22 protein-coding genes are annotated in these 25,295 nt (G+C 63.4%); 7 read left to right on the top strand and 15 right to left on the bottom strand.

Features of this window, described 5'->3' with window-relative positions; genetic code table 11:
• Positions 1-2: 2 nt before the first annotated feature.
• Positions 3-503, top strand: a complete 501-nt coding sequence (moaC, locus tag FJ972_RS17765; RefSeq protein WP_140525225.1) for a cyclic pyranopterin monophosphate synthase MoaC — start codon at positions 3-5, stop codon at positions 501-503.
• On the top strand, positions 503-1,708 hold the full coding sequence (gene glp, locus FJ972_RS17760; protein ID WP_140525226.1) for a gephyrin-like molybdotransferase Glp: 1,206 nt from the start codon (positions 503-505) through the stop codon (positions 1,706-1,708). The genes moaC and glp overlap by 1 nt, the downstream gene beginning before the upstream one ends.
• 36 nt (positions 1,709-1,744) lie before the next feature.
• On the opposite strand, the gene FJ972_RS17755 is transcribed toward glp, so the two are convergent.
• Positions 1,745-2,584, bottom strand: a complete 840-nt coding sequence (locus FJ972_RS17755; protein ID WP_140525227.1) for an alpha/beta hydrolase — start codon at positions 2,582-2,584, stop codon at positions 1,745-1,747.
• 167 nt (positions 2,585-2,751) lie between these two features.
• Here FJ972_RS17755 and FJ972_RS17750 point away from each other — a divergent pair, with 167 nt between their 5' ends.
• A complete protein-coding gene (locus tag FJ972_RS17750) occupies positions 2,752-4,377 on the top strand; it encodes an AMP-binding protein (RefSeq protein ID WP_140525228.1) in 1,626 nt (541 codons plus the stop codon).
• Positions 4,374-5,210 (top strand): tryptophan 2,3-dioxygenase, encoded by an 837-nt coding sequence (kynA, locus tag FJ972_RS17745; protein ID WP_140525229.1) that lies wholly within the window; start codon positions 4,374-4,376, stop codon positions 5,208-5,210. The genes FJ972_RS17750 and kynA overlap by 4 nt, the downstream gene beginning before the upstream one ends.
• A gap of 63 nt (positions 5,211-5,273) precedes the next feature.
• Here kynA and kynU read toward each other — a convergent pair whose 3' ends face one another.
• On the bottom strand, positions 5,274-6,521 hold the full coding sequence (kynU, locus tag FJ972_RS17740) for a kynureninase (RefSeq protein ID WP_140525230.1): 1,248 nt from the start codon (positions 6,519-6,521) through the stop codon (positions 5,274-5,276).
• Entirely contained in the window at positions 6,518-7,195 is a 678-nt protein-coding gene (locus FJ972_RS17735; RefSeq protein ID WP_181173473.1) for a TetR/AcrR family transcriptional regulator, read from the bottom strand. Before FJ972_RS17735 ends, kynU begins: the two co-directional genes overlap by 4 nt.
• Positions 7,196-7,647: 452 nt before the next feature.
• On the opposite strand from FJ972_RS17735, the gene lexA reads away from it, so the two are divergent.
• Positions 7,648-8,391, top strand: a complete 744-nt coding sequence (gene lexA / locus FJ972_RS17730; protein WP_140498674.1) for a transcriptional repressor LexA — start codon at positions 7,648-7,650, stop codon at positions 8,389-8,391.
• Here lexA and FJ972_RS17725 read toward each other — a convergent pair.
• Positions 8,385-10,835 carry a ComEC/Rec2 family competence protein gene (locus FJ972_RS17725; RefSeq protein ID WP_140525232.1) on the bottom strand — a complete coding sequence of 817 codons (2,451 nt, stop codon included), beginning with the start codon at positions 10,833-10,835 and terminating at the stop codon, positions 8,385-8,387. The genes lexA and FJ972_RS17725 overlap by 7 nt on opposite strands.
• Positions 10,836-10,938: 103 nt before the next feature.
• Here FJ972_RS17725 and gltX point away from each other — a divergent pair, with 103 nt between their 5' ends.
• Positions 10,939-12,363: a glutamate--tRNA ligase gene (gene gltX, locus FJ972_RS17720; protein WP_140525233.1), complete on the top strand. Its 1,425-nt coding sequence runs from the start codon at positions 10,939-10,941 to the stop codon at positions 12,361-12,363.
• A gap of 182 nt (positions 12,364-12,545) precedes the next feature.
• A complete protein-coding gene (gene gltA / locus FJ972_RS17715) occupies positions 12,546-13,874 on the top strand; it encodes a citrate synthase (protein ID WP_140498678.1) in 1,329 nt (442 codons plus the stop codon).
• A 100-nt stretch (positions 13,875-13,974) separates the two neighbouring features.
• Here gltA and lpxB read toward each other — a convergent pair whose 3' ends face one another.
• From lpxB to pyrH, 11 genes are all read right to left on the bottom strand, one after another.
• Positions 13,975-15,153: a lipid-A-disaccharide synthase gene (gene lpxB / locus FJ972_RS17710; protein WP_140498680.1), complete on the bottom strand. Its 1,179-nt coding sequence runs from the start codon at positions 15,151-15,153 to the stop codon at positions 13,975-13,977.
• Positions 15,146-16,045, bottom strand: a complete 900-nt coding sequence (locus FJ972_RS17705; RefSeq protein WP_411970855.1) for an LpxI family protein — start codon at positions 16,043-16,045, stop codon at positions 15,146-15,148. Before FJ972_RS17705 ends, lpxB begins: the two co-directional genes overlap by 8 nt.
• Complete coding sequence (lpxA, locus tag FJ972_RS17700) at positions 16,032-16,865, bottom strand: acyl-ACP--UDP-N-acetylglucosamine O-acyltransferase (RefSeq protein WP_140498684.1); 834 nt, start codon at positions 16,863-16,865, stop codon at positions 16,032-16,034. The genes FJ972_RS17705 and lpxA overlap by 14 nt, the downstream gene beginning before the upstream one ends.
• Before the next feature lie 13 nt (positions 16,866-16,878).
• Complete coding sequence (fabZ, locus tag FJ972_RS17695) at positions 16,879-17,343, bottom strand: 3-hydroxyacyl-ACP dehydratase FabZ (RefSeq protein WP_140498686.1); 465 nt, start codon at positions 17,341-17,343, stop codon at positions 16,879-16,881.
• Positions 17,336-18,394, bottom strand: coding sequence for a UDP-3-O-(3-hydroxymyristoyl)glucosamine N-acyltransferase (gene lpxD / locus FJ972_RS17690; protein ID WP_140525234.1), 1,059 nt, complete (start codon positions 18,392-18,394; stop codon positions 17,336-17,338). The genes fabZ and lpxD overlap by 8 nt, the downstream gene beginning before the upstream one ends.
• Positions 18,395-18,470: 76 nt before the next feature.
• Positions 18,471-20,840, bottom strand: a complete 2,370-nt coding sequence (bamA, locus tag FJ972_RS17685) for an outer membrane protein assembly factor BamA (protein WP_140525235.1) — start codon at positions 20,838-20,840, stop codon at positions 18,471-18,473.
• A gap of 217 nt (positions 20,841-21,057) precedes the next feature.
• A complete protein-coding gene (gene rseP / locus FJ972_RS17680; RefSeq protein ID WP_140525236.1) occupies positions 21,058-22,200 on the bottom strand; it encodes an RIP metalloprotease RseP in 1,143 nt (380 codons plus the stop codon).
• A 100-nt stretch (positions 22,201-22,300) separates the two neighbouring features.
• Positions 22,301-23,116, bottom strand: a complete 816-nt coding sequence (locus tag FJ972_RS17675; protein WP_140525237.1) for a phosphatidate cytidylyltransferase — start codon at positions 23,114-23,116, stop codon at positions 22,301-22,303.
• Entirely contained in the window at positions 23,113-23,847 is a 735-nt protein-coding gene (locus tag FJ972_RS17670; protein ID WP_140498696.1) for an isoprenyl transferase, read from the bottom strand. The genes FJ972_RS17675 and FJ972_RS17670 overlap by 4 nt, the downstream gene beginning before the upstream one ends.
• A gap of 33 nt (positions 23,848-23,880) precedes the next feature.
• On the bottom strand, positions 23,881-24,435 hold the full coding sequence (frr, locus tag FJ972_RS17665) for a ribosome recycling factor (protein WP_140498698.1): 555 nt from the start codon (positions 24,433-24,435) through the stop codon (positions 23,881-23,883).
• 110 nt (positions 24,436-24,545) lie between these two features.
• Positions 24,546-25,268 (bottom strand): UMP kinase, encoded by a 723-nt coding sequence (gene pyrH / locus FJ972_RS17660; protein ID WP_140498986.1) that lies wholly within the window; start codon positions 25,266-25,268, stop codon positions 24,546-24,548.
• Positions 25,269-25,295: the final 27 nt, after the last annotated feature.

Here is a 25,295-nt window from a genome sequence, read left to right as displayed (position 1 = left end):
CGATGACGGCCGCCCTCACCCATCTCGGCCCGCAGGGCCAGGCCAACATGGTCGATGTTGGCGGCAAGGACGAAACGACGCGCACCGCTGTCGCCGAGGGTTTCGTCTCGATGCGGCCCGAGACGCTGAAGATGATCCTGGCCGGCAATGCCAAGAAAGGCGATGTGCTGGGCACCGCGCGCATAGCCGGCATCATGGCAGCGAAGAAGACGCATGAGTTGATCCCGCTCTGCCATCCGCTGCTCTTGACCAAGGTCTCCGTCGACATTGAGCCCGATCCTGCCCTGCCCGGACTGAAGATCATTGCGCTGGCGCGCGTCACCGGCAAGACCGGCGTCGAGATGGAAGCGCTCACCGCGGCTTCGGTTGCCTGCCTGACCATTTACGACATGGCCAAGGCGGTCGACCGTGCCATGATCATCACCGGCATCCGGTTGGTCGAAAAGACCGGCGGCAAGTCGGGCGACTACAAAGCCGCTGGCGAAGATGGGGCGGTCGCCTGATGGCGCTGCTTCCGGTCGCAGCAGCGCTCGAACGCCTGCTGGAGGGTGCTGCGCCGCTTGCGAGCGAAAGCGTTTCGCTCCTCGAGGCCGTGGATCGCGTTCTCGCGGAACCGGTGGTGGCGTTGCGCACCCAACCGCCCTTCAACGCCTCTGCCATGGACGGATACGCGGTCCGCGCTGTCGATGTCGCGTCCGTGCCGTCCCGGCTTTCGGTGATGGGCGTGGCGGCGGCCGGGCGCGGCTTTGACGGCGCCGTCGGCAAGGCGCAGGCCGTGCGCATCTTCACCGGTGCTCCGCTGCCGCAAGGCGCAGACACCATCGTCATCCAGGAAAACGTTCGTGACCTCGGCGGCGGCAGCATCGAGGTGGTCGAACCGACGGCCGAGGGGCGCAACATCCGCCGCTTCGGGCTCGATTTCTCCGAGGGCGACATTCTGCTGGAAAAAGGCCGCGTGCTCGATCCGGCAGCACTGTCGCTTGTCGCCTCGGCCAACCATCCCCGGGTGGGCGTCGTAAAGCGGCCGCTGGTTGCCATCATCGCCACCGGCGACGAGCTGCTGCCGCCCGGCAGCGAACTCGGCCCCGACCAGATCATTTCGTCAAACGCCTATGGCGTCGCCGCCGCCGCGCAATCGGTCGGCGCGCATGCGCTTGATCTCGGCATTGCCGCTGATCGCGAGGAAGCCATCGCGGCGCTGGTCAGGAAAGCGGTCGCGGCCGGCGCTGATGTCATCGTCACGCTTGGCGGCGCCTCGGTCGGCGACCACGATCTGATCCATGACGTGCTGACCGGCGAAGGCATGACGCTCGGTTTCTGGAAGATCGCCATGCGTCCCGGCAAGCCGCTGATGTTCGGCCGCCTCGGCGACATCAGGTGCATCGGCCTGCCCGGCAATCCGGTGGCGAGCCTCGTCTGCTCGCAACTGTTCCTGAAACCGCTCCTGGCACGCCTCGGCGGCCGCGATTTCCGGCAAGATATTCGTCAGGCAAGGCTGGGCGCCGCCATGCAGGCCAATGATCTGCGCCAGGACTATGTGCGGGCGGTGGTCAGGCAAGAGGCCGGCATGCTGGTTGCAACCCCTTTCAGCATCCAGGATTCCTCGATGCTGAGGATGCTGGCCGACGCCAACGGACTGATCGTGCGCGAGCCGTTTGCGTCCGCCGCGGCTGTGGGAGACGCTTGCAGCGTTCTCATGTTGAGGTGAATATTCACCGTATAACCAGCTGATTCTAGCGACAAATCAGATTGTTGACTCCGCTAGCAAAACTCGTGTCAGCGGATGCGCCGGATCGGCCAAGCCTTCGACAATGTCGTAATGATGTCGGTCCGGCTCGACCACCGCGCTCGTGATGGCACCAAGCCCTGTCCAGATATTGGCCAGCAAGGCGTTCTGGCGCAAGAACTCGGACCGCTCGCCGCCTCCGGCCCAGCACGTGACGCGAGCGCCATCCATGGGCCGCAGCAGCGCCGGGCTTTCCGTCAGCGCCTCGGCTTCATCGATTTTCAGCGCCGCGTTCATGCCGGTGCGCATAAGCGGACGCAGGTCATGCAGGCCCGAAATCGAAACGACGTGGCGTACGCGCCTTGCCACGCCGGCCGCCAGGGGCGTTGATGTCGTCGCCATGCGGCTGGCGAGATGGCCGCCGGCCGAATGCCCGGTCAGCATAAGCGGTCCCCCGACCATCGCCGCCGCCTTGCCGATTGCCGCGCCGATCTCGTGGGAGATGCCGGCGATGCGTATGGCGGGGCAGAGCGTATAGGACGGCATCGCCACGGCAAAGCCGCTGTCAACCGAGCCCCTGGCGAGATGCGACCAGCTATCCTTGTCGGACTCCAGCCAGTAGCCGCCATGGATGAACACGACGAGCCCCTTGGGTGCCCCGGCGGGAAGGAAGAGATCGAGCCGGTTGCGCGGCCTGTCGCCATAGGCGATGTCGAGCTGAGCCCTGCCCTTTGCCGCAAGCGCATCGCGAAATGCCTGCGCCGGTTCGACCCATGCAGCTGGCCAGCGATCGCTGCCGGCGATGTTGGCGCCGTTGGCGTAGGCATTGTCCCAATCGGCAATGCGATGTTCGAGCATCGGCACCCTCCCCCGGACGGCATCGTTTCAGCCGATAGCAATGGCGATCGACAGCGGCAACGTCAATGCTCCGGGGGCAAAACATTTTAGGCTTGAAACAAATTTCGACTGGTGCGATCCTGTGCCTTGTTCAGCGATGGGCGTGAGGCAGACAGGGGCAGCCGAAAATGCTTGGGCCATCAGCGCATATCGACACGTTCACGCGCGATAACCTGCCGCCGGCGGATCAATGGCCGGACTTCCTGCTCGACGGCTTCGACTATCCCGAACGGCTCAATGCCGGCGTCGAACTGACCGACAGGCTGGTCGAGAAAGGGTTGGGCGACCACACCGCGCTGATCGGCAACGGCCGCCGCCGCACCTACAAGGAATTATCCGACTGGACGAACAGGCTGGCGCATGCGCTGGTCGAGAATTACGGCGTCAAGCCAGGCAACCGGGTGCTGATCCGCTCGGCCAACAACCCCGCAATGGTGGCCTGCTGGCTGGCCGCCACCAAGGTCGGCGCCGTCGTGGTCAACACGATGCCGATGCTGCGCGCCGGCGAACTTGCCAAGATCGTCGACAAGGCCGAAATCACCACAGCGCTGTGCGACACCAGGCTGATGGACGAGATGACCGCCTGCGCCAAGGACAGCGCGTTCCTCAAGCAGGTCATCGGCTTCGACGGCACCGCCAACCACGACGCCGAACTCGATCGCGCCGCCCTCGACAAGCCCGTGACGTTTACCGCGGTGCAGACCGGGCGTGACGACGTCGCCCTGCTCGGCTTCACCTCAGGCACGACAGGCGTGCCGAAGGCGACGATGCATTTTCACCGCGACCTCCTGATCATCGCCGACGCCTACGCCCGCGAGATCCTGCAGGTGACGCCTGACGACATCTTCGTCGGCTCGCCGCCCCTGGCCTTCACCTTTGGCCTTGGCGGGCTCGCCATCTTCCCGCTGCGTTTCGGCGCCGCGGCGACGCTGCTGGAACAGGCAACGCCGCCCAACATGGTCCACATCATCGAAACCTACAAAGCGACGATCTCCTTCACCGCGCCCACCGCCTATCGCGCAATGCTCAAGGCCATGGACGAAGGGGCCGATTTATCGTCGCTGCGCGTCGCCGTTTCGGCCGGCGAAACCTTGCCGGCGCCGGTGTTCGAGGAATGGACTGAGAAAACCGGAAAGCCGATCCTTGACGGCATCGGCGCCACGGAAATGCTGCATATTTTCATCTCCAACCGCTTCGATGACATGAAGCCTGCCTCCACCGGCAAGGCCGTTGGCGGCTATCAGGCGCGCGTCGTCGACGACGAAATGTGCGAAGTGCCGCGCGGCACCGCGGGCAGGCTCGCGGTGCGGGGACCGACCGGCTGCCGCTACATGGCCGATGCCAGGCAGAGCGACTATGTCCGCGACGGGTGGAACCTCACCGGCGACACGTTCTGGCAGGACGAGGACGGTTTTTTCCACTTCGCCGCGCGCTCCGACGACATGATCGTCAGTGCCGGCTACAACATCGCCGGCCCTGAGGTCGAAGCGGCGCTGCTGGCGCATGCCGATGTCGCCGAATGCGCGGTGGTTGGCGCCGAGGATGCCGAGCGCGGCCAGATCGTCGAGGCTCATGTGGTGCTCGTGCAAGGCGTGGCGCCAGACGCAATGACCGTCAAGCGTCTGCAGGATCACGTCAAGGCCATGATCGCGCCCTACAAATATCCGCGTTCGGTAAAATTCATCGCCGCTTTGCCCAAGACGCAGACCGGCAAGATCCAGCGCTTCCGGCTGCGCGCGGAGAAGGTCAATTGAGCAAGCCCTACGACCCCTCCGCCGAGGGCGCGGAAATGTCGTTCAAGGAGCGCATGTCCTACAGCGACTATCTGCATCTGGAAAAGGTGCTCGAGGCGCAGGAGCCGCTTTCGTCAGCCCATGACGAGATGCTGTTCATCATCCAGCACCAGACCTCGGAGCTCTGGATGAAGCTCGCGCTGCACGAAACCGGCGCAGCAATCCGCTCCATCCGCGCAGACCGTCTCGAACCGAGCTTCAAGATGCTTTCGCGTGTCGCCCGCATCTTCGAGCAGCTCAACAATGCCTGGGACGTGCTGCGCACCATGACGCCCAGTGAATACACCGAATTTCGCGATGCGCTCGGCCAGTCCTCGGGCTTCCAGTCCTGGCAGTACCGTGCCATCGAGTTCGTGGCCGGCAACCGCAATCTCGCAATGCTCGGACCGCACAAGCACCGGCCGGACCTCAGCGAGAAACTGGAGGCGATTCTGGCGCAACCGTCGCTCTACGACGAGACGCTGCTGCTGCTCGCCCGCAACGGCTTCGACATCGGCGCCGACGCAAGGCGTACGGACTGGCGCGAAACGCGGACCGAGAACGAAGAGGTCCTTGTCGCCTGGCAGACCATCTACCGCGACCCGCAGCGCTACTGGATGTTCTACGAACTCGCCGAGAAGCTGGTCGACTTCGAGGATTATTTCCGCCGTTGGCGCTTCAACCACGTCACCACGGTCGAGCGCATCATCGGCATGAAGCGCGGCACCGGCGGCACATCGGGCGCGTCCTACCTGAAGAAGATGCTGGAGGTGGAGTTGTTCCCGGAGCTGTGGAAGGTCCGCACCCGGCTCTGACGTAGCTTTGCCGACTGCATATCGTTATCCCGAACCCACTGCGCTTTTCTGAGCGACAGGCTCTTAAGTCACCGCCGCCTTGACGGCGAAACGCGCCTCCTGCCACGCGTCCGTGCGCAAAATGTCTTCCAGCACCTCGACAGCCTGCCAGACATCGACATAGCCGACATAAAGCGGCGTAAAGCCGAAGCGAATCGTGGATGGCGCGCGGAAATCGCCGATCACGCCGCGCTCGATCAAGGCCCGCATCACCTGATAGCCATGCGGGTGGAGGAACGACACCTGGCTACCGCGCTCATTGCCGTCGCGCGGGCCTTCGAGTTCGAGGCCGTAGGCGCCGCATTTTGCCTCGACGAGCTGGATGAACAGATCGGTCAATGCGATGCTCTTCCTGCGCACCTCTGCCATGTCGACGTCGTTCCAGACATCGAGGGCCCCTTTGAGCGCGCGCATCGACAGCACAGGCTGCGTGCCGCAGAGAAACCGGCGGATGCCTGTGCCGGCAGCAAAACCCTGTTCGAAGGCGAAAGGCCGCGCATGGCCCCACCAGCCGCTGAGCGGCTGGCGGACATCGCCATGGTGGCGCTCGGCCGCGTAGATGAAGGCCGGGGCACCTGGGCCTCCATTGAGATATTTGTAGGTGCAGCCGACGGCGAAATCGGCGTTCGAACGGTCGAGCTCGACCGGCAAGGCGCCGGCGGTATGGCAGAGATCCCAGACGATCAGCGCGCCGGCATCATGTGCCGTCCGCGTCAGCGCGGCCATGTCGCGCAACTGCCCGGATTTGTAGTTGACGTGGTTGACCAGGATGACCGCGACCCGCTCGTCGATCAGTTCTTCTATGGTCGGCGCATCGACACCCTCGAGCCGCAGCACCGTGCCCGGCCGCGTCGAGGCAACGCCTTCGGCCATATAGAGATCGGTCGGAAAGCTGTCCCCCTCGGCGACGATGACTGACCTGTCCGGCCGCATCCCGAGTGCCGCATGCAGCACCTTGTAGATGTTGATCGAGGTGGTATCGCAGACCACCGTCTGGCCGGCGGCGGCCCCGATCAGGCGCCCGAGTTGGTCGCCGAGTTCGACCGGCATGTCGAACCAGCCGGCGGTGTTCCAGGCGCGGATGAGATCCTGCGCCCACTCCTGCGTGGCGGCCTTCTGCAGCTCGCCGAACACGGCGGGCGAAGCGGCGCCCAGCGAATTGCCGTCGAGATAGATCACCCCCTGGGGCAAGGTGAAGCGGTCACGCATGGCACGCAGCGGATCCGCGGTGTCCATTGCCTCGATCGCTGCGAGATCGGGAATTTTGCTCATGGTCGCGATGTTCCTCGGTGAGAAGAGCGCCCTGGAAACGGGCCGGCTGTTTTGCCGCCCGGGCAAGGGCTGGCCGCATAGAGGCGCAAGAACAGGGTGAACGCCCGGTTCGATCTTTGCTCGATTTCCGCCCGAGGCAATTCCTCGAGCACCCCAACGATCCGGCGAACCTGGAGATCGCCGATCAAAAGACTGATGTAGATGTCGGCGGCTTCGGCAGGATCGTCACAGGCGATCAGGCCGGCCCGACTTGCGGTTCGAAGCAGGTCACCAACAAGCGGCATTATGGTATTGCGGCCGAATTGCGCGATCGATTGGCCAAGCGTGCCTGTATCGTTGACGTCGCCGGCCGCGGCGCGATTGAGCGCCACCGCCTTGTCGCCCGTCACGAGGGTCAGCAGGACTGGCCCGAGCAAGTTCAGGGTTTCGAGCGGATCGCGCGCCTGGTGAAGGGCGTCCTCCAGCAGCTTCCTTGCCTCTCCCGCATTGGCTTCGATCAAGGATCGAAACAGGGTCTGCTTGTTGCCGTACCAGTTGTAGAGGGTTTCGTTCGAGGCCAATGCCCGCTTGGCGATAGCAAGCAGGGAGGCGCTCTTGTAGCCGGCTTCCCGGAGCACCGCATAGGCGGCCTCCTCTATCCGTTCGCGTCGCGCGGCCTGCTTCGGCGTGGTCATTGGTGTTCCTCTTCGAAAACCGTACATTATTATACGGTTTCGTCAAGCGAACGAACGAACGCAGCCCGTCGCGACCAGTGGTGGTGTCTGGCCGTTTTCCGGCGGAAGTTGGCATTTTGGTTTCGTTTCGTTCACGAGCCGCAGGGGTTTCTAATCCGCCCAAACGCACCCCGCACCTGCCGGTCACCCAGCTTGCAGGCTTGTGCCAAGAGTGGGGACCGGTCGGGCCACAGGCCATTAACCAAAATAGTTTCAAAGGGCCCGGGAGCGCATTGACGACGGACCGCGCTGGCAGGATGCTGGCTGCGGGAGGGCATTTCGTTTCCGTCGCCTTAACAAATTCATTAAACTTTAAATGGTTGCGGAACACAACTGGAACAGATAGTGTTTGTTCTGGGTTTGTTTTCTGATTCTGGTTCCAGACCCTTCGTGCAATGCCTTTGGGGGCCGCCATGCTCACGCGCAAGCAACATGAACTCTTGATGTTCATCCATGAACGGCTGAAGGAAAGCGGCATTCCGCCGTCCTTCGACGAGATGAAGGAAGCGCTGGACCTCGCCTCCAAGTCGGGAATTCATCGGCTGATCACGGCGTTGGAGGAGCGCGGCTTCATTCGCCGCCTGCCCAACCGGGCGCGCGCGCTGGAGGTGCTGCGCCTGCCGGACTCGATCGCGCCGGGTCTTAACGCGGCAAAGAAGTTCTCCCCGAGCGTCATCCAGGGCAGCCTCGGACAGGGCAGCAGCCCTAGCCGGCAGATCAAGCCGGCGACGTCTTCGCGTCTGCCCGCTGCCGGCAATGACGACGATGCGGTTTCAGCGGTGTCGATCCCGGTCATGGGTCGCATCGCAGCGGGTGTGCCGATCGACGCCATCCAGCATCAGACGCATTCCATTTCAGTGCCGCCTGACATGATCATGGGCGGCGAACACTATGCGCTGGAGGTCAAGGGCGATTCGATGATCGAGGCCGGCATTTTCGACGGCGACACGGTCATCATCCGCAATGCCGACACCGCAAGTCCCGGCGAGATCATCGTGGCCCTGGTGGACGAGGAGGAAGCAACGCTGAAGCGCTTCCGCCGAAAGGGTGCTTCGATTGCGCTCGAGGCTGCCAATCCGGCCTATGAAACACGTATTTTCGGACCGGACAGGGTCAAGGTGCAAGGCAAGCTAGTCGGCCTGATCAGGCGCTACTGAGCGGGGTCGGCGGTGGGCTTTTCGGGTTTACGGTAAGGCGGCAGTCCCCTTGCCTCGCGTGAGAATTTCCGCTGTTCGTGCCAAGGCCGATATGGCCTGTCGACGGCAAAGCTGACCCGTGCCGGTGCCGTCGCCGATTGCTGGTCGAAGAAGACGGCGGCACTTCCCTTACGAGCGAGCTGCCGCTTGGTGATGACGAGAACCAGCGGATTGTGGCAGGGATCGTAGCCCGCGGGGTCGTTGATGACGATCAGATCCGCATAGGAGCAGGCCCTCCAGGCGTCCTTGCGATCCTCCACCTGCGCGATGATCGCCCCCGAGGGATGCCGGGCCATGCACAGGCCTGTGAAGCAATAGAAAGGCGCTCCCGCCGGAAGTTGCGCGGGATCGAAGATGTCGAACTGTCGGTCTCCGCTGTCGAACAGTTCCGGCGCAACGATGGTTTCGGACTTCAGCGCGCGTTTCCAATTATCGACGGTGAATTCGTTCGGGCGCGCCCGGTTGATCGCGAGCTCACCGCCGCCGATCGGCAGTGCCACCAGGCGGGCATCCTCCGAAATCAGCACGTCCGGCGTGCGCGTGTCCGAGACGGTCAACAGGCCGGCGAGCGCGAAGGGAAGTGCCGCCAGCCGCAGCCATGTCGTGGCCATCGTCGCGATGACCAGGGCGATCGCCACCAGAAGGACGGATTGCTGCGAAATCAACCCGACCGCGTCGACCGGCGAGCGTTGCGAGATCCATCCTGATATGGCGATCATCGCGGTCAGTCCCTTGCCCATCAGATAAAGGGATGGTCCATCGAACCCGAACGGCATCAGCAGCGCACTGGCAACCGCAAGGAACATCACGACCGAAACGATCGGCATGACGGCAAGATTGGCGAACAGGCTGAGCGGCGACACGCGCTGGAAATGCCAGATGGCGAAAAGCGCCGTGGCGCTTCCCGCGATAATCGAGGTCATCGCCAGCCCACCTGTCGCCAGCAGCAATTTTCGCGTCAGGAGGCCAGGCAAGGTCCGTTGCGGCGGCGGGGTCCGCGCTTTGTCGGCTTTGCGATCCGACCAGCCGGCATAGGCGCCGACCAGGGCCGCGGTGGCGGCGAACGACATCTGGAAGCTCGGCCCTACCACCTCGTGCGGCGACACCACGATGACGGCGATCGCCGAAATAGCCAGATTGCGCATGGTGAGTGCCGCCCGATCGCACAGAACGGCGATCAGCATCACCGCCAGCATGATGAAGCTGCGTTCGGCGGCGACAACGACGCCCGAAATGACGAGGTAGGCGGCGATCGAGAAAAGTGCCGCCGCGGCCGCGTATTTCTTGACCGGCCGGCGGGAGGAAAAATTCGGGAACAGCGCGAAGCCGCCACGCAGCAGACCCATGACCGTGCCGGCGACCAGCGCCATGTGCAGCCCGGAAATTGAGATGATGTGGTAGATGCCGGTGCGTCGCATCGCTTCATTGATCTCGTCGGGAATCCCGGCGCGCACACCCACGATCAGCGCCGCGGCGATCTCGCCCTCGGCACCGCCGATGCTGCCCCTGATATGGTCGGCAATGCTTTCGCGAGCACTCTCGATGGCGGCTGAAAGGGCGGCCCACAGCGGCCTGTCATCGGCTGAGACGATTTTGGGGTTGCCGAGAAAGAAGCCGCTGGCGCCTATGCCGGCGAAGTAGCTGTCGAAGGAAAAGTCGTAGCTGTCCGGCCGCACCGGTCCGGTCGGCGGCAACAGCCTGGCATAGCCGGTCACGAGCGAACCGGCCGTCACTTCAGCCGGCACCTTGCGTGCCGAAAGGCGAACGCGCTCCGGCGCGTAGAGTAGTTTCGGCCGCGCGGTCGATGTCACATCGATGGTCAGCCGGATGCGCCCGGTCTCCATCTGGTCGACCGAAACGACGCGGCCGGTGATTTGCGTGGAGATTTCCGAGCCCAGCATCCGCGTTCCCGCTCGCCACGTCTCGACTTTGCCGGCGAGCATGCCGAGCGCGCACAACAGCGCCGCCATGAAGCACAGATGCGTTTTCGGCCATGAGCGTGAAACGAGCGCGCACAGCGACATCAGGATCGCGACCGCGACAGGCTTGGCAAAGCCCGGCTCCGCCGCCAGCGAAAAATAGGCGATCGATCCGCATGCCAGGAACACCGGCACGAGCAGGAAGGCTATGCCCCGATCGAGTTCGAGCTCGGACGCTCTGGCCACGCCGTTGCGCAGACGAGGCCATGAAGCACGGCCGAACTCACGGCGCAGACGCACGGCCGCGCCGGCTGCGGGAATGCCGGGCGGCGTGGAAACATCCGCCGGCGGCGACTTGCCCGGCTGCTGTAGGGGCGGCAACGCCAGCGGCAATGAGGCGGGCGCGGGCATGGCAAGAAGAGCGCGTTCGCTGACGCCGGCAACGACGTCCTCGCCTTCCTCCGCGCCCCGGCCCGCTCCAGCCATCGGGTCTGCCCCTTGCGCCCTCGACACCCTATGCTACATGAACGCGCGACGCGCGAAAGTGCGTGTGATCCGCACCCCGCTCCAGACGTTTCCCGAGAGTTGTATGTCCGACAAGGTTGTCACCCGTTTTGCCCCCTCGCCCACCGGCTACCTGCACATCGGCGGCGCGCGTACGGCGCTCTTCAACTGGCTCTACGCCAAGCACACCGGCGGTACGATGCTGCTGCGCATCGAGGACACCGACCGCGAGCGCTCCACCGATGCGGCGACAGCAGCCATTCTCGAAGGACTGACTTGGCTCGGCCTCACCTGGGACGGCGACGCCGTCTCGCAGTTCGAGCGCGCGCCGCGCCATCGCGAGGTGGCCGAGGAGCTGGTGCGCATGGGCAAGGCTTACTACAGCTACGAGACCCCTGCCGAGCTTGAGGCAATGCGCGACGCGGCGCGGGCCAAGGGCCTGCCGCCGCGCTATGACGGAAGCTGGCGTGACCGCGACCCTTCGCAGGCGCCTCCTGGCGTCAAGGGCGCGATCCGCATCAAGGCGCCGACCAAAGGCGAGACGGTGGTGCATGACCGTGTCCAGGGCGACGTGCGCTTTCCCAACAAGGATCTGGACGACTTCATCATCCTGCGCTCGGACGGCAATCCGACCTACATGCATGCCGTCGTCGTTGACGACCACGACATGGGCGTCACCCACATCATCCGTGGCGACGACCACCTGACCAATGCCGCCCGCCAGACCGTGATCTACAACGCCACGGGCTGGGATGTGCCTTCAATGTCGCACATACCGCTGATCCACGGCGCCGACGGCGCCAAGCTGTCGAAGCGGCACGGCGCGCTGGGCGTGGAGGCCTACCGCGCCATGGGCTACCTGCCCGAAGCGCTGTTGAACTATCTGGCTCGGCTCGGCTGGAGCCACGGCGACGACGAGATCATGTCGATCCAGGACATGATCGCCTGGTTCGATATCGGCGATGTGAACAAGGGCGCCGCCCGCTTCGATTTCGCCAAGCTGGAGGCGCTAAACGGCGTCCACATGCGCCGCATGGGCGATGCCGAGCTGTTCGACATCTTCATCGCCACCTTGCCCTATCTCGAGGGCGGCCCGGCAATGGCCGCACGCCTCGACGACCGGAACAGGGCACAGTTGCTGGCAGCGTTGCCGGGGCTGAAGGAGCGCGCCAAGACGCTGGTCGAGCTTGTCGATGGCGCCGCCTTCCTGCTTGCCGCGCGGCCACTGCCGATCGACGAGAAGGCAGCCCTGCTGCTCAATGACGATGCGCGCAAGGTCCTGCGTGGCGCTCACGACGCCCTCGAGGCGGTTTCAGGCGACTGGACGGCGGCCTCGACTGAAGCCGCGATCCGCGACTATGCGACGGCCGGCGGCTACAAGCTCGGCGCCGTCGCCCAGCCCTTGCGCGCCGCCTTGACCGGCAAGAGCACCTCGCCCGGCGTCTTCGACGTTCTAGCCGTGCTTGGTCGCGAGGAGAGCCTGGCGCGCATCGCGGATCAAATCGATTAGGAGCAATCTGGCCCAAGAAGATTGGCATTGAAAGGCGCGTTTCGCAGTGCAACATTGAGCCTTGGCCCAATCTGGCACGCACTTCCTAAAATGCGGTCGCGAATACGCGCATTCGGTGACTTCGACGTGTCGCTTTGCAGAATTTGCCTTTGCCGGCATGAGGAAACAAGAAGGAGTTTGCAATGACCGAAGCTGCGACAAGACGGGAACTGGGCGGCAAGACCCAGGAAGCCACGGCAAAGCTGGAATTCGCCGGCAAGACGCACGAATTCAAGGTGCGAAGTGGTTCGGTCGGGCCTGACGTCATCGACATCGCCACGCTGTACAGCACCACCGGCGCCTTTACCTACGATCCCGGCTTCACTTCGACGGCAAGCTGCGAGTCCGAGATCACGTTCATCGATGGCGACGCCGGCATTCTCCTGCATCGCGGATATCCGATCGATCAGTTGGCCGAACATGGCGACTTCCTCGAAGTCTGCTATCTCCTGCTCTACGGCGAACTGCCGACCAAGGCGCAGAAGGACGATTTCGACTACCGCGTGACGCGCCACACCATGGTGCATGAGCAGATGTCGCGCTTCTTCACCGGCTTCCGCCGCGACGCGCATCCGATGGCGGTGATGTGCGGCGTGGTCGGCGCGCTGTCGGCCTTCTATCACGACTCCACCGACATCTCGGATCCTTACCAGCGCATGGTGGCGTCGATGCGGCTGATCGCCAAGATGCCGACGATCGCGGCCATGGCCTACAAATACCATATCGGCCAGCCCTTCATTTACCCGAAGAACGAACTGAATTTCGCCGCCAACTTCCTGCACATGTGCTTTGCCGTGCCGTGCGAGGAATACAAGATCAACCCGGTCCTGGCGCGCGCCATGGAGCGCATCTTCATCCTGCACGCCGACCACGAGCAGAACGCCTCGACCTCTACCGTTCGGCTCGCCGGCTCGTCTGGCGCCAATCCGTTCGCCTGCATCGCCGCCGGCATCGCCTGCCTGTGGGGCCCGGCGCATGGCGGCGCCAACGAAGCGGCGCTGAACATGCTCGGCGAGATCGGCCATGTCGATCATATTCCGGAATTCATCGCCCGCGCCAAGGACAAGGACGATCCGTTTCGGCTGATGGGCTTTGGCCACCGCGTCTACAAGAACTACGATCCGCGCGCCAAGATCATGCAGAAGACCGCGCATGAGGTGCTGGGCGAACTCGGCATCAAGGACGATCCGCTGCTCGACATCGCCATGGAACTGGAGAAGATCGCACTCACCGATCCCTATTTCATCGAGAAGAAGCTCTACCCCAATGTCGACTTCTATTCCGGCATCACGCTGAAGGCGCTGGGCTTCCCCACCACCATGTTCACCGTGCTGTTCGCCGTCGCCCGCACCGTCGGCTGGATCGCGCAGTGGAAGGAGATGATTGAGGATCCGCGCCAGAAGATCGGCCGCCCCCGCCAGCTCTACACCGGCGCGCCGGAGCGAGACTACGTGCCGATCGCGAAGCGGTAAAAAGGAAGAAGTGAATAAAAGTGAGTAGTCAGTAGTCAGTAGGGAAAGAGCGGTAATCCTACTCACTACTCACTACTCACTACTCACTACTCACTACTCACTACTCACTACTCACTCTCTTGATATACCCCATCACCACCTGCGCGGCGATGTCGCCTGACGGCTTGGCGGTTGTCATGCGCCGCGCGATCTCGGCGAACCCGTCCTTCTGCCATCTGCGCATGCCTGTGTCGGCGAACAGCGCTTCGAGCTGGCGGGCCAGATTGTTCGGCTTGACATACTCGTTGTAGAATTCCGGGATCAGCGCCCGATCCGATATCAAATTGGGCAGCAGCGCCGACCAGACCGAAACGAGATATGGCGCCACTATGCGCGCAACCGGGTCAAGCCGGTAGCAGGAGATCATCGGCACATCGGACAGCGCCAGTTCAAGCGAAACCGTGCCGGACGCGATCAGCGCCGCGTCAGCCTTGCCGAAGGCCTGCCACTTTCGCTCAGCGTCGAGGATGATCTCGGGCTTCTCGTCCCAGCGAGCGACCGCCGAGCGCACGACATCGGCGACATGCGGCACGGTCGGCAACATCAGCCGCAGGCGATGCCCGCGTGCCCGCAGCATCGAAACGGTCTCCCCAAACGGCTCGAGCAGCCGCCGCACTTCGCTGCGCCGCGAGCCGGGCAGGACGAGCAGCGTCTTCAGGCGATCCGGCGAAAGATCCCGCGGTTGGGCCTGCGTCCTGGCTGCCGAGAGCACGCCCGCGTCATGGGTGAGGCGATGTCCGACATAGGTCCCTGGCGGTCCGCCGAGCCTGCCTAGCTCCTTCACCTCGAACGGCAGGATGCAGAGGATGTGGTCGACATAGGGCTTCATCGCCACCGCCCTGCCCGGCCGCCATGCCCAGACGCTGGGACAGACATAGTGGATGATCGGGATGGTGGGGTTGGCCGCGCGCACTTTCCTGGCCACGCGCAGGGAAAAATCGGGACTGTCGATGGTTATGAGGCAGTCGGGCTTCGCATCCGCGACCGTCCTGGCCAGCTGACTGATCCGCCGCATCAGCCGCGGCAGGTCACTCAGGATGGCGCTGAAGCCCATGAGCGCGATCTCGCCGGCGTCGAACGGCGAGACCAGCCCGAGCGCCTGCAGATGGCGGCCGCCGAGACCGACGAGCTGCACCTCGCGCCCCGTCGACTGCTTAATCGAACGCACGATGTCGGCGCCAAGCAGGTCGCCGGATTCCTCGCCGGCCACGATTGCGATCTTCAGCGCCTTGTCAGCCATGCGCCGGCTCCGCCGCTGGCAGGCCGACGATGAACAGACCGAGCGCATTCGCCCGCGACAGCGTCGCCGGCCCCTCCAGGATGAGAGAGCGCCCCGCTTCGACGGCAATGCCGGCAAGCCCCGCCGCATGGGCTGCTTCCACCGTCTGCGGCCCGATCGACGGCAGGTCGGCCCGCAGCTCCTGGCCGGGTTTGGCGCATTTGACCAGCACTCCGCGGGTCTTTCCGGCAAGCCTGCCATGGCCGCGCAGCGCGCGCGCTCTTTCGAGCAGGCCGCTCGTGCCTTCGATGCCTTCCAGCGCGATGGCCCGGCCTCCGATCGCAATCGCCGCCTGCCCGATATCAAGCGCGCCGATGGCCTTGGCGGCCAGCCTGGCCGCCTCGATGTCGCGCCAGTCCGATTGCTTTGGTTTCGCCGTGGTCAGTGTGCCTTCGCCGGCGGCCAGTTCGGGAACGACCTCATGCGCGCCGACCACTTTGATGCCCCGCTTCTCCAGGCCGCGTGTCACCACCTTCAAAAGTCCATCATCGCCGCGCGCCAGCGCCATGATCACCGATGGTACGATCGCCAGCAAGCCAAGGCTCGGACGGATGTCGGCCAGCCGGGGCCTGCGTCTGATTTCGCCGGCAAGGACCACATGAGTGATGCCGTGGCGCTTCAGCGTCGCCACCAGTGAACCGATCTGCTCAAGGGCGAGGCTGTCGTGTTCGTATCGGAGCAACTCCTGCCGGCGGTCGGCCTCACCTTCCATCAAGAGGATGAAGGGCGGGTAGCCATGCGCGGCCAGGCCTTGCGCGACTTCCACCGGCAGGCTGCCACCGCCGGCGACGATGCCGACCCTGGCCCCCGGCGAGAGAACGAAATCCGCTGCCGCCGCCTCAGTCTTCGTCATCGCCGTCATCGCCATCGCTCCCCTTGAGCGATGGCACAGCATAGTGCCGCTTGCCGCGACTGGAGATGAAATCGATGATCTTCATGGCGGTCGGTGACGTGGCGAATTCCGCCTTGGCGAATTCGATGTTCTCGCCAACGGTGCGCGAGCGGTCGAATATTGTCTTATAGACCCTGCGCAGCAGATAGATCTCGGATCTTGGCAGACCGGAGCGCTTGAGCCCGATGATGTTGAGGCCGCGCAGGCTGGCCCGATTTCCCGCCGCCATGGCATAGGGAATGACATCACCCACAAAAGCCGAGCACCCGCCAAGAAAAGCGTTGTCGCCTACCCGCACGAATTGATGAACGGCGCTGAGACCGCCGATATAGACGTTGTCGCCGATTTCGCAGTGTCCGCCCAGCGTCGCGCCGTTGGCGAAGGTGGCGTTCTTGCCGACGACGCAGTCATGGGCGATGTGGGCGTAGGCGAGAAAATTCCCATTGTCGCCGACCGTCGTTTCGCCGCGGCTGGTATCGGTGCCGACATGCATGGTGACGCCTTCGCGGATCGTGCAGTTCTCGCCGATGACGAGCGTGGTGCGGCCGCCCTTGTGCTTGGTGTTCTGCGGCGGCCCGCCCAGTATCGCCATCGGATAGACCTTGGTCGACGCGCCGATCGTCGTCGCGCCTATCACCGAGACATGGCTGACCAGTTCAACGCCGTCGCCAATCACGGCATCTGCGCCGACATAACAGAGCGGTCCTATGCGGACGCCTTGGCCGATTTGAGCGCCTTCCTCCACGACGGAGGAAGGATGGATGGATGTCTTGATTTTCATAAGCATTCGATTGTCAGTCGCCGGTGACCATCATGGCTGAGATCTCAGCCTCGGCGGCCTTGTTGCCGTCGACCAGGGCTTCACAGGCGAATTTGAGCAGGTTGCCGCGTTTCTTGATTTTCTTGACATGGATCTTCAACTGATCGCCGGGAACGACCGGTTTGCGGAACTTGGCGTTGTCGATGGTCAGGAAATAGACCAGCGACGGCTTTTCAGTGCGAAGACTGCGGATGCAGATGGCCCCGGCAGTCTGTGCCATCGCCTCGACGATGAGCACGCCCGGCATGACCGGCTGCTCGGGGAAGTGACCCTGAAAATGCGGCTCGTTTATGGTCACGTTCTTGATGCCGGTGGCGGATTCGTCGCCATCAATGTCGACGATGCGGTCGATCATCAGGAACGGATAGCGATGCGGCAGGAGCTTCATCAGCCCCAATATGTCGACTGCTTCCAGCGTCGTCCCGGTGATGTCAGCCATTGCTCCCCTCGCCCTGTTTGCGGGTCCTGGCGAGCTTGCGCAGCATGGCTATCTCGCGCATGGCTTCCGCCATCGGCTGTGCCGGATAGCCGCCCCAGATCTCGCCCGCGGGCACATTGCTCATGAATCCGCTTCTCGCGGCAAGCTTCGCGCCCGACCCTATGGTCAGGTGATCCGCAAGCCCGACGCCGCCGCCCATGGTGACATTGTCGCCCACGACGACGGAACCGGAGATACCCGAAAGTCCGGCCACGATGCAGTTGCGGCCGATGCGGACGTTATGCGCGATCTGCACGAGATTGTCGATCTTGGTGCCCTGGCCGATGATCGTATCGGACATGGCGCCGCGGTCGACCGTGGAATTGGAACCGATCTCGACGTCGTCCTGGATGATGACGCGGCCGATCTGCGGAACACGTTCCGGCCCCTTGGCGCCGGCAACGAAGCCAAAGCCGTCCTGGCCGATCCGGGCGCCGCCATGGATGATGACGCGGTTGCCGATCAAGGCATACTGGACGCTGGCGCCCGGGCCGATATAGCCGTCACGCCCGATCTGGCAGGAACGGCCGACGACGGCGTGAGGCGCGATGACGGTGCCGGCGCCTATGGACACCGCAGGACCGATCACCGCGCCGGCTTCGACGACAGCACCTTCCTCGACATGTGCGCTCGGATCGATATGGGCATGCGGCGAGATACCGGTTTCACCGGTCATCGGCCCCGGGGTCGCCGCTGTCGGAAACAGCAGTCGTCCGACCAGCGCGAATGCCTGTTGCGGACGGGGATGCACAAGGACGGCGATGGCGGCAGGCGCCTTGCCGGCGAACTCCGCAGGACACAGCACCGCAGCCGCCCGCAGCGACGGCATCAGCGAGGAATTGCGTTTGCCATCGACGAAAACGAGTGCATTCTCGCCGCCTTCGTTGGCCGGCGCCAGCGCGTCGATGAAAACGCCGGACTGGCCGGAATCGACAAGCACCGAGCCGGTCAGATTCGCGACTTCGCCCGCCGTATACCGGCGTGATGGCGCGAAGAACACCGGATCGGTCATTCCAGAAGCTATATCCAGCTAGATCGGAACATTTTCTCCCGGACCTCAACGACCTGGGAGCATCGTTATCCGCCGGTCAGAAGCGGGTCGATATGCCGAAGTTGAATTCCTGCACGTCGTCCCTCGCTTCTTTCTTGACCGGGATCGCATAGTCGATACGGATCGGGCCGAACGGCGAAGCCCACATCAGGCCGACACCGACCGAGGCGCGCCAATTCATATCGACCGAGGCCTGGTTGACCGTGGTGTCGATCTTGCTGCCGTAGAGTGTGGCGGCATCCGCAAAGACAGCGCCGCGCAAGCCGAAGCTCTCCGGAACGACCGGCAGCGGAAACTGCGCTTCCGCCGAGGCATTGAAATAAGTCGTACCACCCAAATGGTCGCCTGTATTAGGATCCACAGGTCCAATGCCACCGTACGCAAAACCGCGGATCATGCGGTCTGTGCTCTGAAATTGATCGAAAATGCGCAGACCGCCATCATTTCCGTAGCCTTCGACATGGCCGGCGCCGCCCGAAAGGAGGCCTACCAAGTCGAACTGCTCGGACAGCGTCTGATAGATGCTGCCGCGTCCCGTGACCTTCACGAACTTTGCGTCGCCACCGAGGCCGGCCACTTCCACCGTCGTGGTGGCATAGATACCCTCGTGCGGGTTCTTCATGTCATCGATGGTGTTGTAGACCAGCCCCAGGCTGACCGACGACTTGATCCACGGACTCTGTGCGATACCATCTAGGATAGCCGGTGAAATGTCGCAGGTGCCATCGGGGTCCGCACTACTCGTGGGACCGCAACCGTCGTCTACCTCATACTTCTCCCGGGAGATATTATACGCCAGCTGGGTCGAGATGCTGTCGGTGATCGGCAGGCCGAAGCGCACCGTCGCACCCAACGTATCGCTGTCGTAGTCGTCGTACTCCCTGGTCCGCTTGTAGATATCGAAGCCGGCGGCGATACGGCGCCCGAGGAAATAGGGCTCGGTGAACGAAAGGCTGTAATCGCGCGAGTTCTTGCCGCCACCCGCCGACACCTTGATGAACTGGCCGCGGCCGAGGAAGTTGCGCTCGGTGATCGATCCTTCGACGGACGGACCGGCGGTATCGCCACCGGTCGAATAGCCGGCGCCGACCGAGAACTCACCGGTCGACTTTTCGACCACGTCGACCACCAGCACGACCTGGTCCGGCGCCGACCCGGGGACCGTCGAAACCTCGACTTTGTCAAAGTAATTGAGATCTTCCAGCCGCTTCTTCGCGCGTTGGATCAGCACCTGGTTGAACGCGTCGCCTTCGCTGACGTCGAACTCGCGGCGGATGACATAGTCGCGCGTGCGGTCATTGCCGCGGATCTCGATGCGCTCGACATAGGCCTTGGTGCCCTGGTCGATGGTGTAGACCACCGAAATCGTATGATTCTCGAAATTGCGGTCGCCACGCGGCGTGACCTGCGCGAAGGCGTAGCCGGAGCCGGCCACCTTCTCGGTCAGGGCAATGATGGTGTCCTCGACGTTCTTGGCGTTGTAGACGTCGCCCTTGTGGGTCTCGACCACCGATTCCAGCGCCTTCGAGTCGACTTCCGGAATCGTGCTTTCGACGCTGATGTCGCCGAACGTATAACGCTCGCCTTCCTGGACGGTTATGGTGACCGTGTACTTGTTGGTCGCGTTGTCGAGTTCGCCGACAGCGGACACGACCTGGAAGTCGGCATAGCCGTGATTGTAGTAGAAGCGCCGCAGCAGCTCCTGGTCGGCGCGCAGCTTGTCGTCGTCATAGACGTCGTCGCGCAGGATGAACGAAACCCAGGACGAGCGCTTGGTCGTGATCACATCTGACAGGCGGCGGCTCGAATAAGCGCTGTTGCCGACGAAATTGATCGCCGCGATCTGCGTGCGATCACCTTCATTGACATGGAAGACCACGTTCACGCGGTTGTCGCCGAGCTGCATGACCTCGGTGGTCACGGCGGCATCGTCACGGCCGATACGTCTGTAGGCGGCCTTGACCGACTCTACATCGGCGTCGAGCGCCGCCTGCGAGAACGTGCCGCGCGGCTTCAACTGCACGGCAGCCGCAAGCGCGTTGTCCTTGAGCTTCTTGTTGCCCTGGAACAGCACCTGGTTGACGACCTGGTACTCGGAAACCTTGACCACCAACGTCGAACCGACCTGATTGATCTGCACATCCGAGAACAACCCGGTTCCGAACAGCGCCTTGACCGCGCTGTCGATGTCGGAGCTTGAGAAGGATTTGCCCGGCTTGATGGTGATGTAGTTGCGGATGGTATCGGCGTCGACACGTTGGTTGCCGCTCACCTCCACCCTGCTGACGACAGCGGCTTCGGCCGCCGATGTGGCAACGAACTGCACTGCGAGCGCACCTGGCACGACTAAAGCCGCGGACAGGGCTGCCGCGGAAGCGGCGCTCAAAAACTTGGATGCTGCCTTCATCGGGCTTAATAACCTTTTCTCGTAGTCCCCACGGCGAGAAAACCGGACGTGCGGTAATTTCTCGTACCGTATTAACCGGATTTTCCCTACACGCAAGGCTTCTGGTTAATTTGTATTTACTTAACCCTGGTGCGTGGCTTTCGCGTCACTCATATCCCCGTGCATGGTAAACGGCGTCTCAACATCGACCATGCCGAAGCCAAATTTCTTCATGATTTCAGCATCCAAACAGATCGTTCCAGAATACGAAACCCATGAAGCCCAAAACCAGAAGCAGACCGGCCCGATAGGCCATTTCCATCATCCGTTCCGACACCGGCCGGCGGATGACGGCCTCCACGCCGTAGAATAGGAGATGGCCGCCGTCGAGGGGGGGAATCGGCAAAAGATTGAGGATGCCGATGCCCACGGACAGCAGCGCAACGAGCTGCACGAGCCATTCGAAGCCGAGCTTCGCCGCCTTGCCGGCCATGTCCGCGATCTTCACCGGGCCGCCGAGCTGGCACTTGTCCTCGCGCCCGACGACGAAACGCTGCAGGAACTGGCCGGTGCGCTGGATGACGTGCCCGGTTTCCTCCACCGCCGCGGTCAACGCGCCGGCGGGGCTGTAGGTGATCAGCCTGGGCTGGCCGAGTTCCTGGTTGTTGACGACGCCGATCACGGCCACCTTGACCTTGTTGCCAAGCGCGTCCTGCTGCTCCATCAGCTGCGGCGTGGCGGTCACGGTCACTTCCTTGCCGTCGCGCAGCATGACGAAGGTGATGCTGTCGCCGGCCCGGCCCGAAACCAGGCGTTGGACGTCACCGAAGGTTTCGATCTTGCTGCCGTCGACGCTGACGAATCGGTCGCCGGGCAGGATGCCGGCTTTCGCCGCCGGGCTGCCGGCGGTCACCTCGGCCACCATGGGTTCCGCGACATAGCGGCCATAGGCTGAAAACAGCACCGAAAAGACGACGATCGTCAGCAGGAAATTGAACAGCGGCCCGGCCACGACCGTCGCCGCCCGCTTCCAGATCGGCTGGGTGTGAAAGGCGACCTTGCGTTCCTCGTCGGTCAGCGTTTCGATCTCTTCCGTCGACGGCTGGCTGGAGGTGGCGTTCATGTCGCCGACGAATTTGACATAACCGCCAAGCGGTATGGCGCAGAGCTTCCAGCGCGTGCCGTGCCTGTCGTTGAAGCCGAAGAGTTCCGGGCCGAAACCGATCGAAAAGGCCCTGACGCCGATGCCGCACCAGCGGCCAACGAGATAGTGGCCCATCTCGTGGACGAACACGACCACGGTCAGCACGAACAGGAAGGGCACGAGCGTGCCGAGAAGGAAGCCTTCCATGCCGAAGATCGCGTGAAGAATCTCGTTCAACTCAAATCCTCAGTTCTTCCGCGACACCGTTGCGCCGCGACTGTGACATCAATCCAGGCGAATCCAAGGCGCGCCCGCATCGATCGTGGAACGATGCCGTTCAAATGGGAAACAGCCCCTGCGCCGGCTGATCGGCGCCCGCCGAAATCCAGCCGATGACGTATAGGGCGAAAGCCGCCGCGACAAGCCCGTCGACACGGTCCATGACGCCGCCATGGCCTGGAATGAGAGCGCCCGAATCCTTGCGGCCGTGGCGGCGCTTGATCCAGGATTCCAGGAGGTCGCCAGCCTGGGAGACGATTGAAAGCGCGAGCGCGACGAGACCGAGCATTGGCAGGTTGCCCGCACCGGCGGCGACGGCCAGGATGAGCCCCGCAACGACCCCGCCCACGGCGCCGCCGAGCGCGCCACTTCGCGTCTTGCCGGGAGAGATGGACGGCGCCAGCCTCGGGCCACCGACGGCCCGGCCGACGAAATAGGCAAAGATGTCGGTCGCCCAGACCACCGCGAACAGGAACAGGATGGCGACGAGGCCGGAATGGTCGCCGTCACGCAGAAGCGCAAGGGAAAGACCCGAGACGGCTGCATAGGCAAGGCCGGAGGCATCCCACTGCCCGGCCCCGCGCAGTTGGGCGGCGATGGCCGTGACGGCGACCAGTGCAGCCACCAGAAGCAGCAGCCACAAGGCAGGCAGGCCGGTGATCAGGGCGCCGAGAAACACCAGCAGCAGCGCTTCCGGCAAAAAACCGAGCCCGGTCGTCCCGGAAGGGCGGGACATGCGCGTCCATTCGTAGAAGATCACCGCCGAAATCGCGGCTGAAAGCAGCCGGAACGGCAGGCCGCCGAACCAGGTCAGGCCAAGCGTCGCGATGGCAAGAACGACCGCCGAAAGAACGCGAAGCTGGAGATTGCTCATCCCGCGGCCGGCCGCGAAGCGACATCTTGCGGATCCAGCCCGCCAAAACGGCGTTCGCGCCCGGCGAACTCGCGCAAGGCCTCGGCTAGATGCTCTCGGCTGAAATCGGGCCAATAGCAGGGCAGGAACACAAGCTCGCTATAGGCAGCCTGCCACAGAAGAAAATTGGAAAGGCGAAGCTCACCGCTGGTGCGTATGACCAGTTCGGGATCGGGAACGCCTTGCGTGTCGAGGCAGCCGGCAAAGGATTCGGCGGTGATCGCCTCGCTGTCGAGCTCGCCGCGCGCGACGGCCGAGGCAAGCTTGCGCGCCGTGCGCACGATCTCGTCGCGTCCGCCGTAGTTGAAGGCGATGATCAGCGTCAGCGCCTCGTTGGCCGACGTCAGCGCTTCGGCTTCTTCGAGCAGGAGCCTGATATCGGGCTGCAGCCCTGCCCTGTCGCCGATGATCCTGACGCGCACGCCGCTGCGGTGCAGTTCGGCGAGATCGCGGCGAATGAACAGCTTCAACAGGCCCATCAGGTCGCTGACTTCGGATTTCGGCCGCGACCAGTTTTCCGAAGAGAAGGCATAGACAGTCAGGTAGGAAATGCCGAGATCGGGCGCGGCGCGCACCGTCTTGCGCAGTGCTTCTACGCCCGCGCGATGGCCGGCGAGCCGCGGCATGCCGCGCGCCTTGGCCCAGCGTCCGTTTCCATCCATGATGATCGCGACATGCGCGGGCGTTGCCATGATCTCGCTTTCGGGCCAGCCGCCGGCCAGACCCTAAACCTGCATGATTTCAGCTTCCTTGTCGGAAAGCAGGTGGTCGATGGTGCTGATCGTTTCGTCGGTAAGCTTCTGGACCTGGTCGGAGCGCTTGCGCTGATCGTCCTCGCTGATGACGCCGTCCTTCTCCGCCTTCTTCAGGAAGTCCATGCCGTCGCGGCGCACATGGCGCGCTGCGACACGGGCGTTCTCGGCGTAGCCATGCGAGATCTTGACGAGTTCCTTACGGCGCTGCTCGTTGAGTTCCGGAAGCGGAATCCTGAGATTGGTGCCGTCCACGATAGGGTTGAAGCCCAGATTGGATTCGCGGATGGCGCGATCGACCGCGCCCACCATCGACTTGTCCCAGACCGACACCGAAATCATGCGCGGCTCAGGCACCGTGACATTGGCCACCTGGTTGATCGGCATGCTGGTGCCATAGGCCTGCACCTGGATAGCGTCGAGCAGGTTGCTGGAAGCGCGACCGGTCCGCAGCGAAGCCAGGTCATGCTTGAACGCGGCGATTGCCCCATCCATGCGCCGCTTGAGATCGTCGTACTCACCACTCATCTTAGTCTCCTCGACCCGTCTGACGCGGGTTCACTGCTTTCGGGGCAAGGCCCCGTGTTCGAGCCTGATTTCGAAACCGGTTTTCGCCTTTTCCGCGATCAGGCCCCGGATCAATCGTCCGCGACGACCGTGCAGCGGCCGCCGCCCCTTAGAATATCGCCGAAACCACCTTTTTCGTGGATCGAATAGACGATTATCGGAATGTTGTTTTCGCGCGCAAGTGCAATCGCTGCCGTATCCATGATGGAAAGGCCGCGATTTATCACTTCGGCATGGCTGATGCGCTCGAAACGCGTCGCGTTCGGGTCCTTCTTCGGGTCGGCAGAATAGACGCCGTCGACCTGTGTGCCCTTGAACAGCGCGTCGGCGCCGATTTCAGCGGCGCGAAGTGCCGCGGCCGAATCAGTGGTGAAGAACGGATTGCCGGTGCCGCCGGCAAAGATCACCACCTTGCCCTGGTTCATGTAGGCGGTTGCCTGGCGCTGCGAAAAGCTCTCGCAAAGCTCAGGCATGGCGATCGCGGAAAGAACCACCGCATCGACGCCGATCTTGTTCAGCGAGGTGCGCAGCGCCAGCGAATTGATGACGGTGGCGAGCATACCCATATGGTCGCCGGTGACGCGGTCGCCACCCTTGGAGGCAACCGCCACACCGCGAAAGATATTGCCGCCGCCGATGACGACGCCAACCTCGATGCCGAGCGCGCGGGCTTCGGCGATGTCGCCGGCGATGCGGTCGACGACCGAAACATCGATGCCGAAATGCTGTTCGCCCATCAACGCTTCACCAGACGCTTTCAGCAAGACACGTCGGTAGAGGGGCTTCACCGTCATCTGGTCCTCGAAAATCTCGGCGCGGCA

It is taken from the genome of Mesorhizobium sp. B2-1-1, from assembly GCF_006442975.2.
Classification (GTDB): domain Bacteria; phylum Pseudomonadota; class Alphaproteobacteria; order Rhizobiales; family Rhizobiaceae; genus Mesorhizobium.
Note: the sequence above shows the minus strand (reverse complement) of the source record. Positions and strands in the feature narration are given on the sequence as shown.

Excerpts from the sequence above, each read along its gene's own strand:
- moaC (WP_140525225.1), top strand. The coding sequence starts at position 3 with ATGACGGCCGCCCTCACCCATCTCGGCCCGCAGGGCCAGGCCAACATG.
- glp (WP_140525226.1), top strand. The coding sequence starts at position 503 with ATGGCGCTGCTTCCGGTCGCAGCAGCGCTCGAACGCCTGCTGGAGGGT.
- FJ972_RS17755 (WP_140525227.1), bottom strand. The coding sequence starts at position 2,584 with ATGCTCGAACATCGCATTGCCGATTGGGACAATGCCTACGCCAACGGC.
- FJ972_RS17750 (WP_140525228.1), top strand. The coding sequence starts at position 2,752 with ATGCTTGGGCCATCAGCGCATATCGACACGTTCACGCGCGATAACCTG.
- kynU (WP_140525230.1), bottom strand. The coding sequence starts at position 6,521 with ATGAGCAAAATTCCCGATCTCGCAGCGATCGAGGCAATGGACACCGCG.
- FJ972_RS17735 (WP_181173473.1), bottom strand. The coding sequence starts at position 7,195 with ATGACCACGCCGAAGCAGGCCGCGCGACGCGAACGGATAGAGGAGGCC.
- lexA (WP_140498674.1), top strand. The coding sequence starts at position 7,648 with ATGCTCACGCGCAAGCAACATGAACTCTTGATGTTCATCCATGAACGG.
- FJ972_RS17725 (WP_140525232.1), bottom strand. The coding sequence starts at position 10,835 with ATGGCTGGAGCGGGCCGGGGCGCGGAGGAAGGCGAGGACGTCGTTGCC.
- gltX (WP_140525233.1), top strand. The coding sequence starts at position 10,939 with ATGTCCGACAAGGTTGTCACCCGTTTTGCCCCCTCGCCCACCGGCTAC.
- gltA (WP_140498678.1), top strand. The coding sequence starts at position 12,546 with ATGACCGAAGCTGCGACAAGACGGGAACTGGGCGGCAAGACCCAGGAA.
- lpxB (WP_140498680.1), bottom strand. The coding sequence starts at position 15,153 with ATGGCTGACAAGGCGCTGAAGATCGCAATCGTGGCCGGCGAGGAATCC.
- FJ972_RS17705 (WP_411970855.1), bottom strand. The coding sequence starts at position 16,045 with ATGACGAAGACTGAGGCGGCGGCAGCGGATTTCGTTCTCTCGCCGGGG.
- lpxA (WP_140498684.1), bottom strand. The coding sequence starts at position 16,865 with ATGAAAATCAAGACATCCATCCATCCTTCCTCCGTCGTGGAGGAAGGC.
- fabZ (WP_140498686.1), bottom strand. The coding sequence starts at position 17,343 with ATGGCTGACATCACCGGGACGACGCTGGAAGCAGTCGACATATTGGGG.
- lpxD (WP_140525234.1), bottom strand. The coding sequence starts at position 18,394 with ATGACCGATCCGGTGTTCTTCGCGCCATCACGCCGGTATACGGCGGGC.
- bamA (WP_140525235.1), bottom strand. The coding sequence starts at position 20,840 with ATGAAGGCAGCATCCAAGTTTTTGAGCGCCGCTTCCGCGGCAGCCCTG.
- FJ972_RS17675 (WP_140525237.1), bottom strand. The coding sequence starts at position 23,116 with ATGAGCAATCTCCAGCTTCGCGTTCTTTCGGCGGTCGTTCTTGCCATC.
- FJ972_RS17670 (WP_140498696.1), bottom strand. The coding sequence starts at position 23,847 with ATGGCAACGCCCGCGCATGTCGCGATCATCATGGATGGAAACGGACGC.
- frr (WP_140498698.1), bottom strand. The coding sequence starts at position 24,435 with ATGAGTGGTGAGTACGACGATCTCAAGCGGCGCATGGATGGGGCAATC.
- pyrH (WP_140498986.1), bottom strand. The coding sequence starts at position 25,268 with ATGACGGTGAAGCCCCTCTACCGACGTGTCTTGCTGAAAGCGTCTGGT.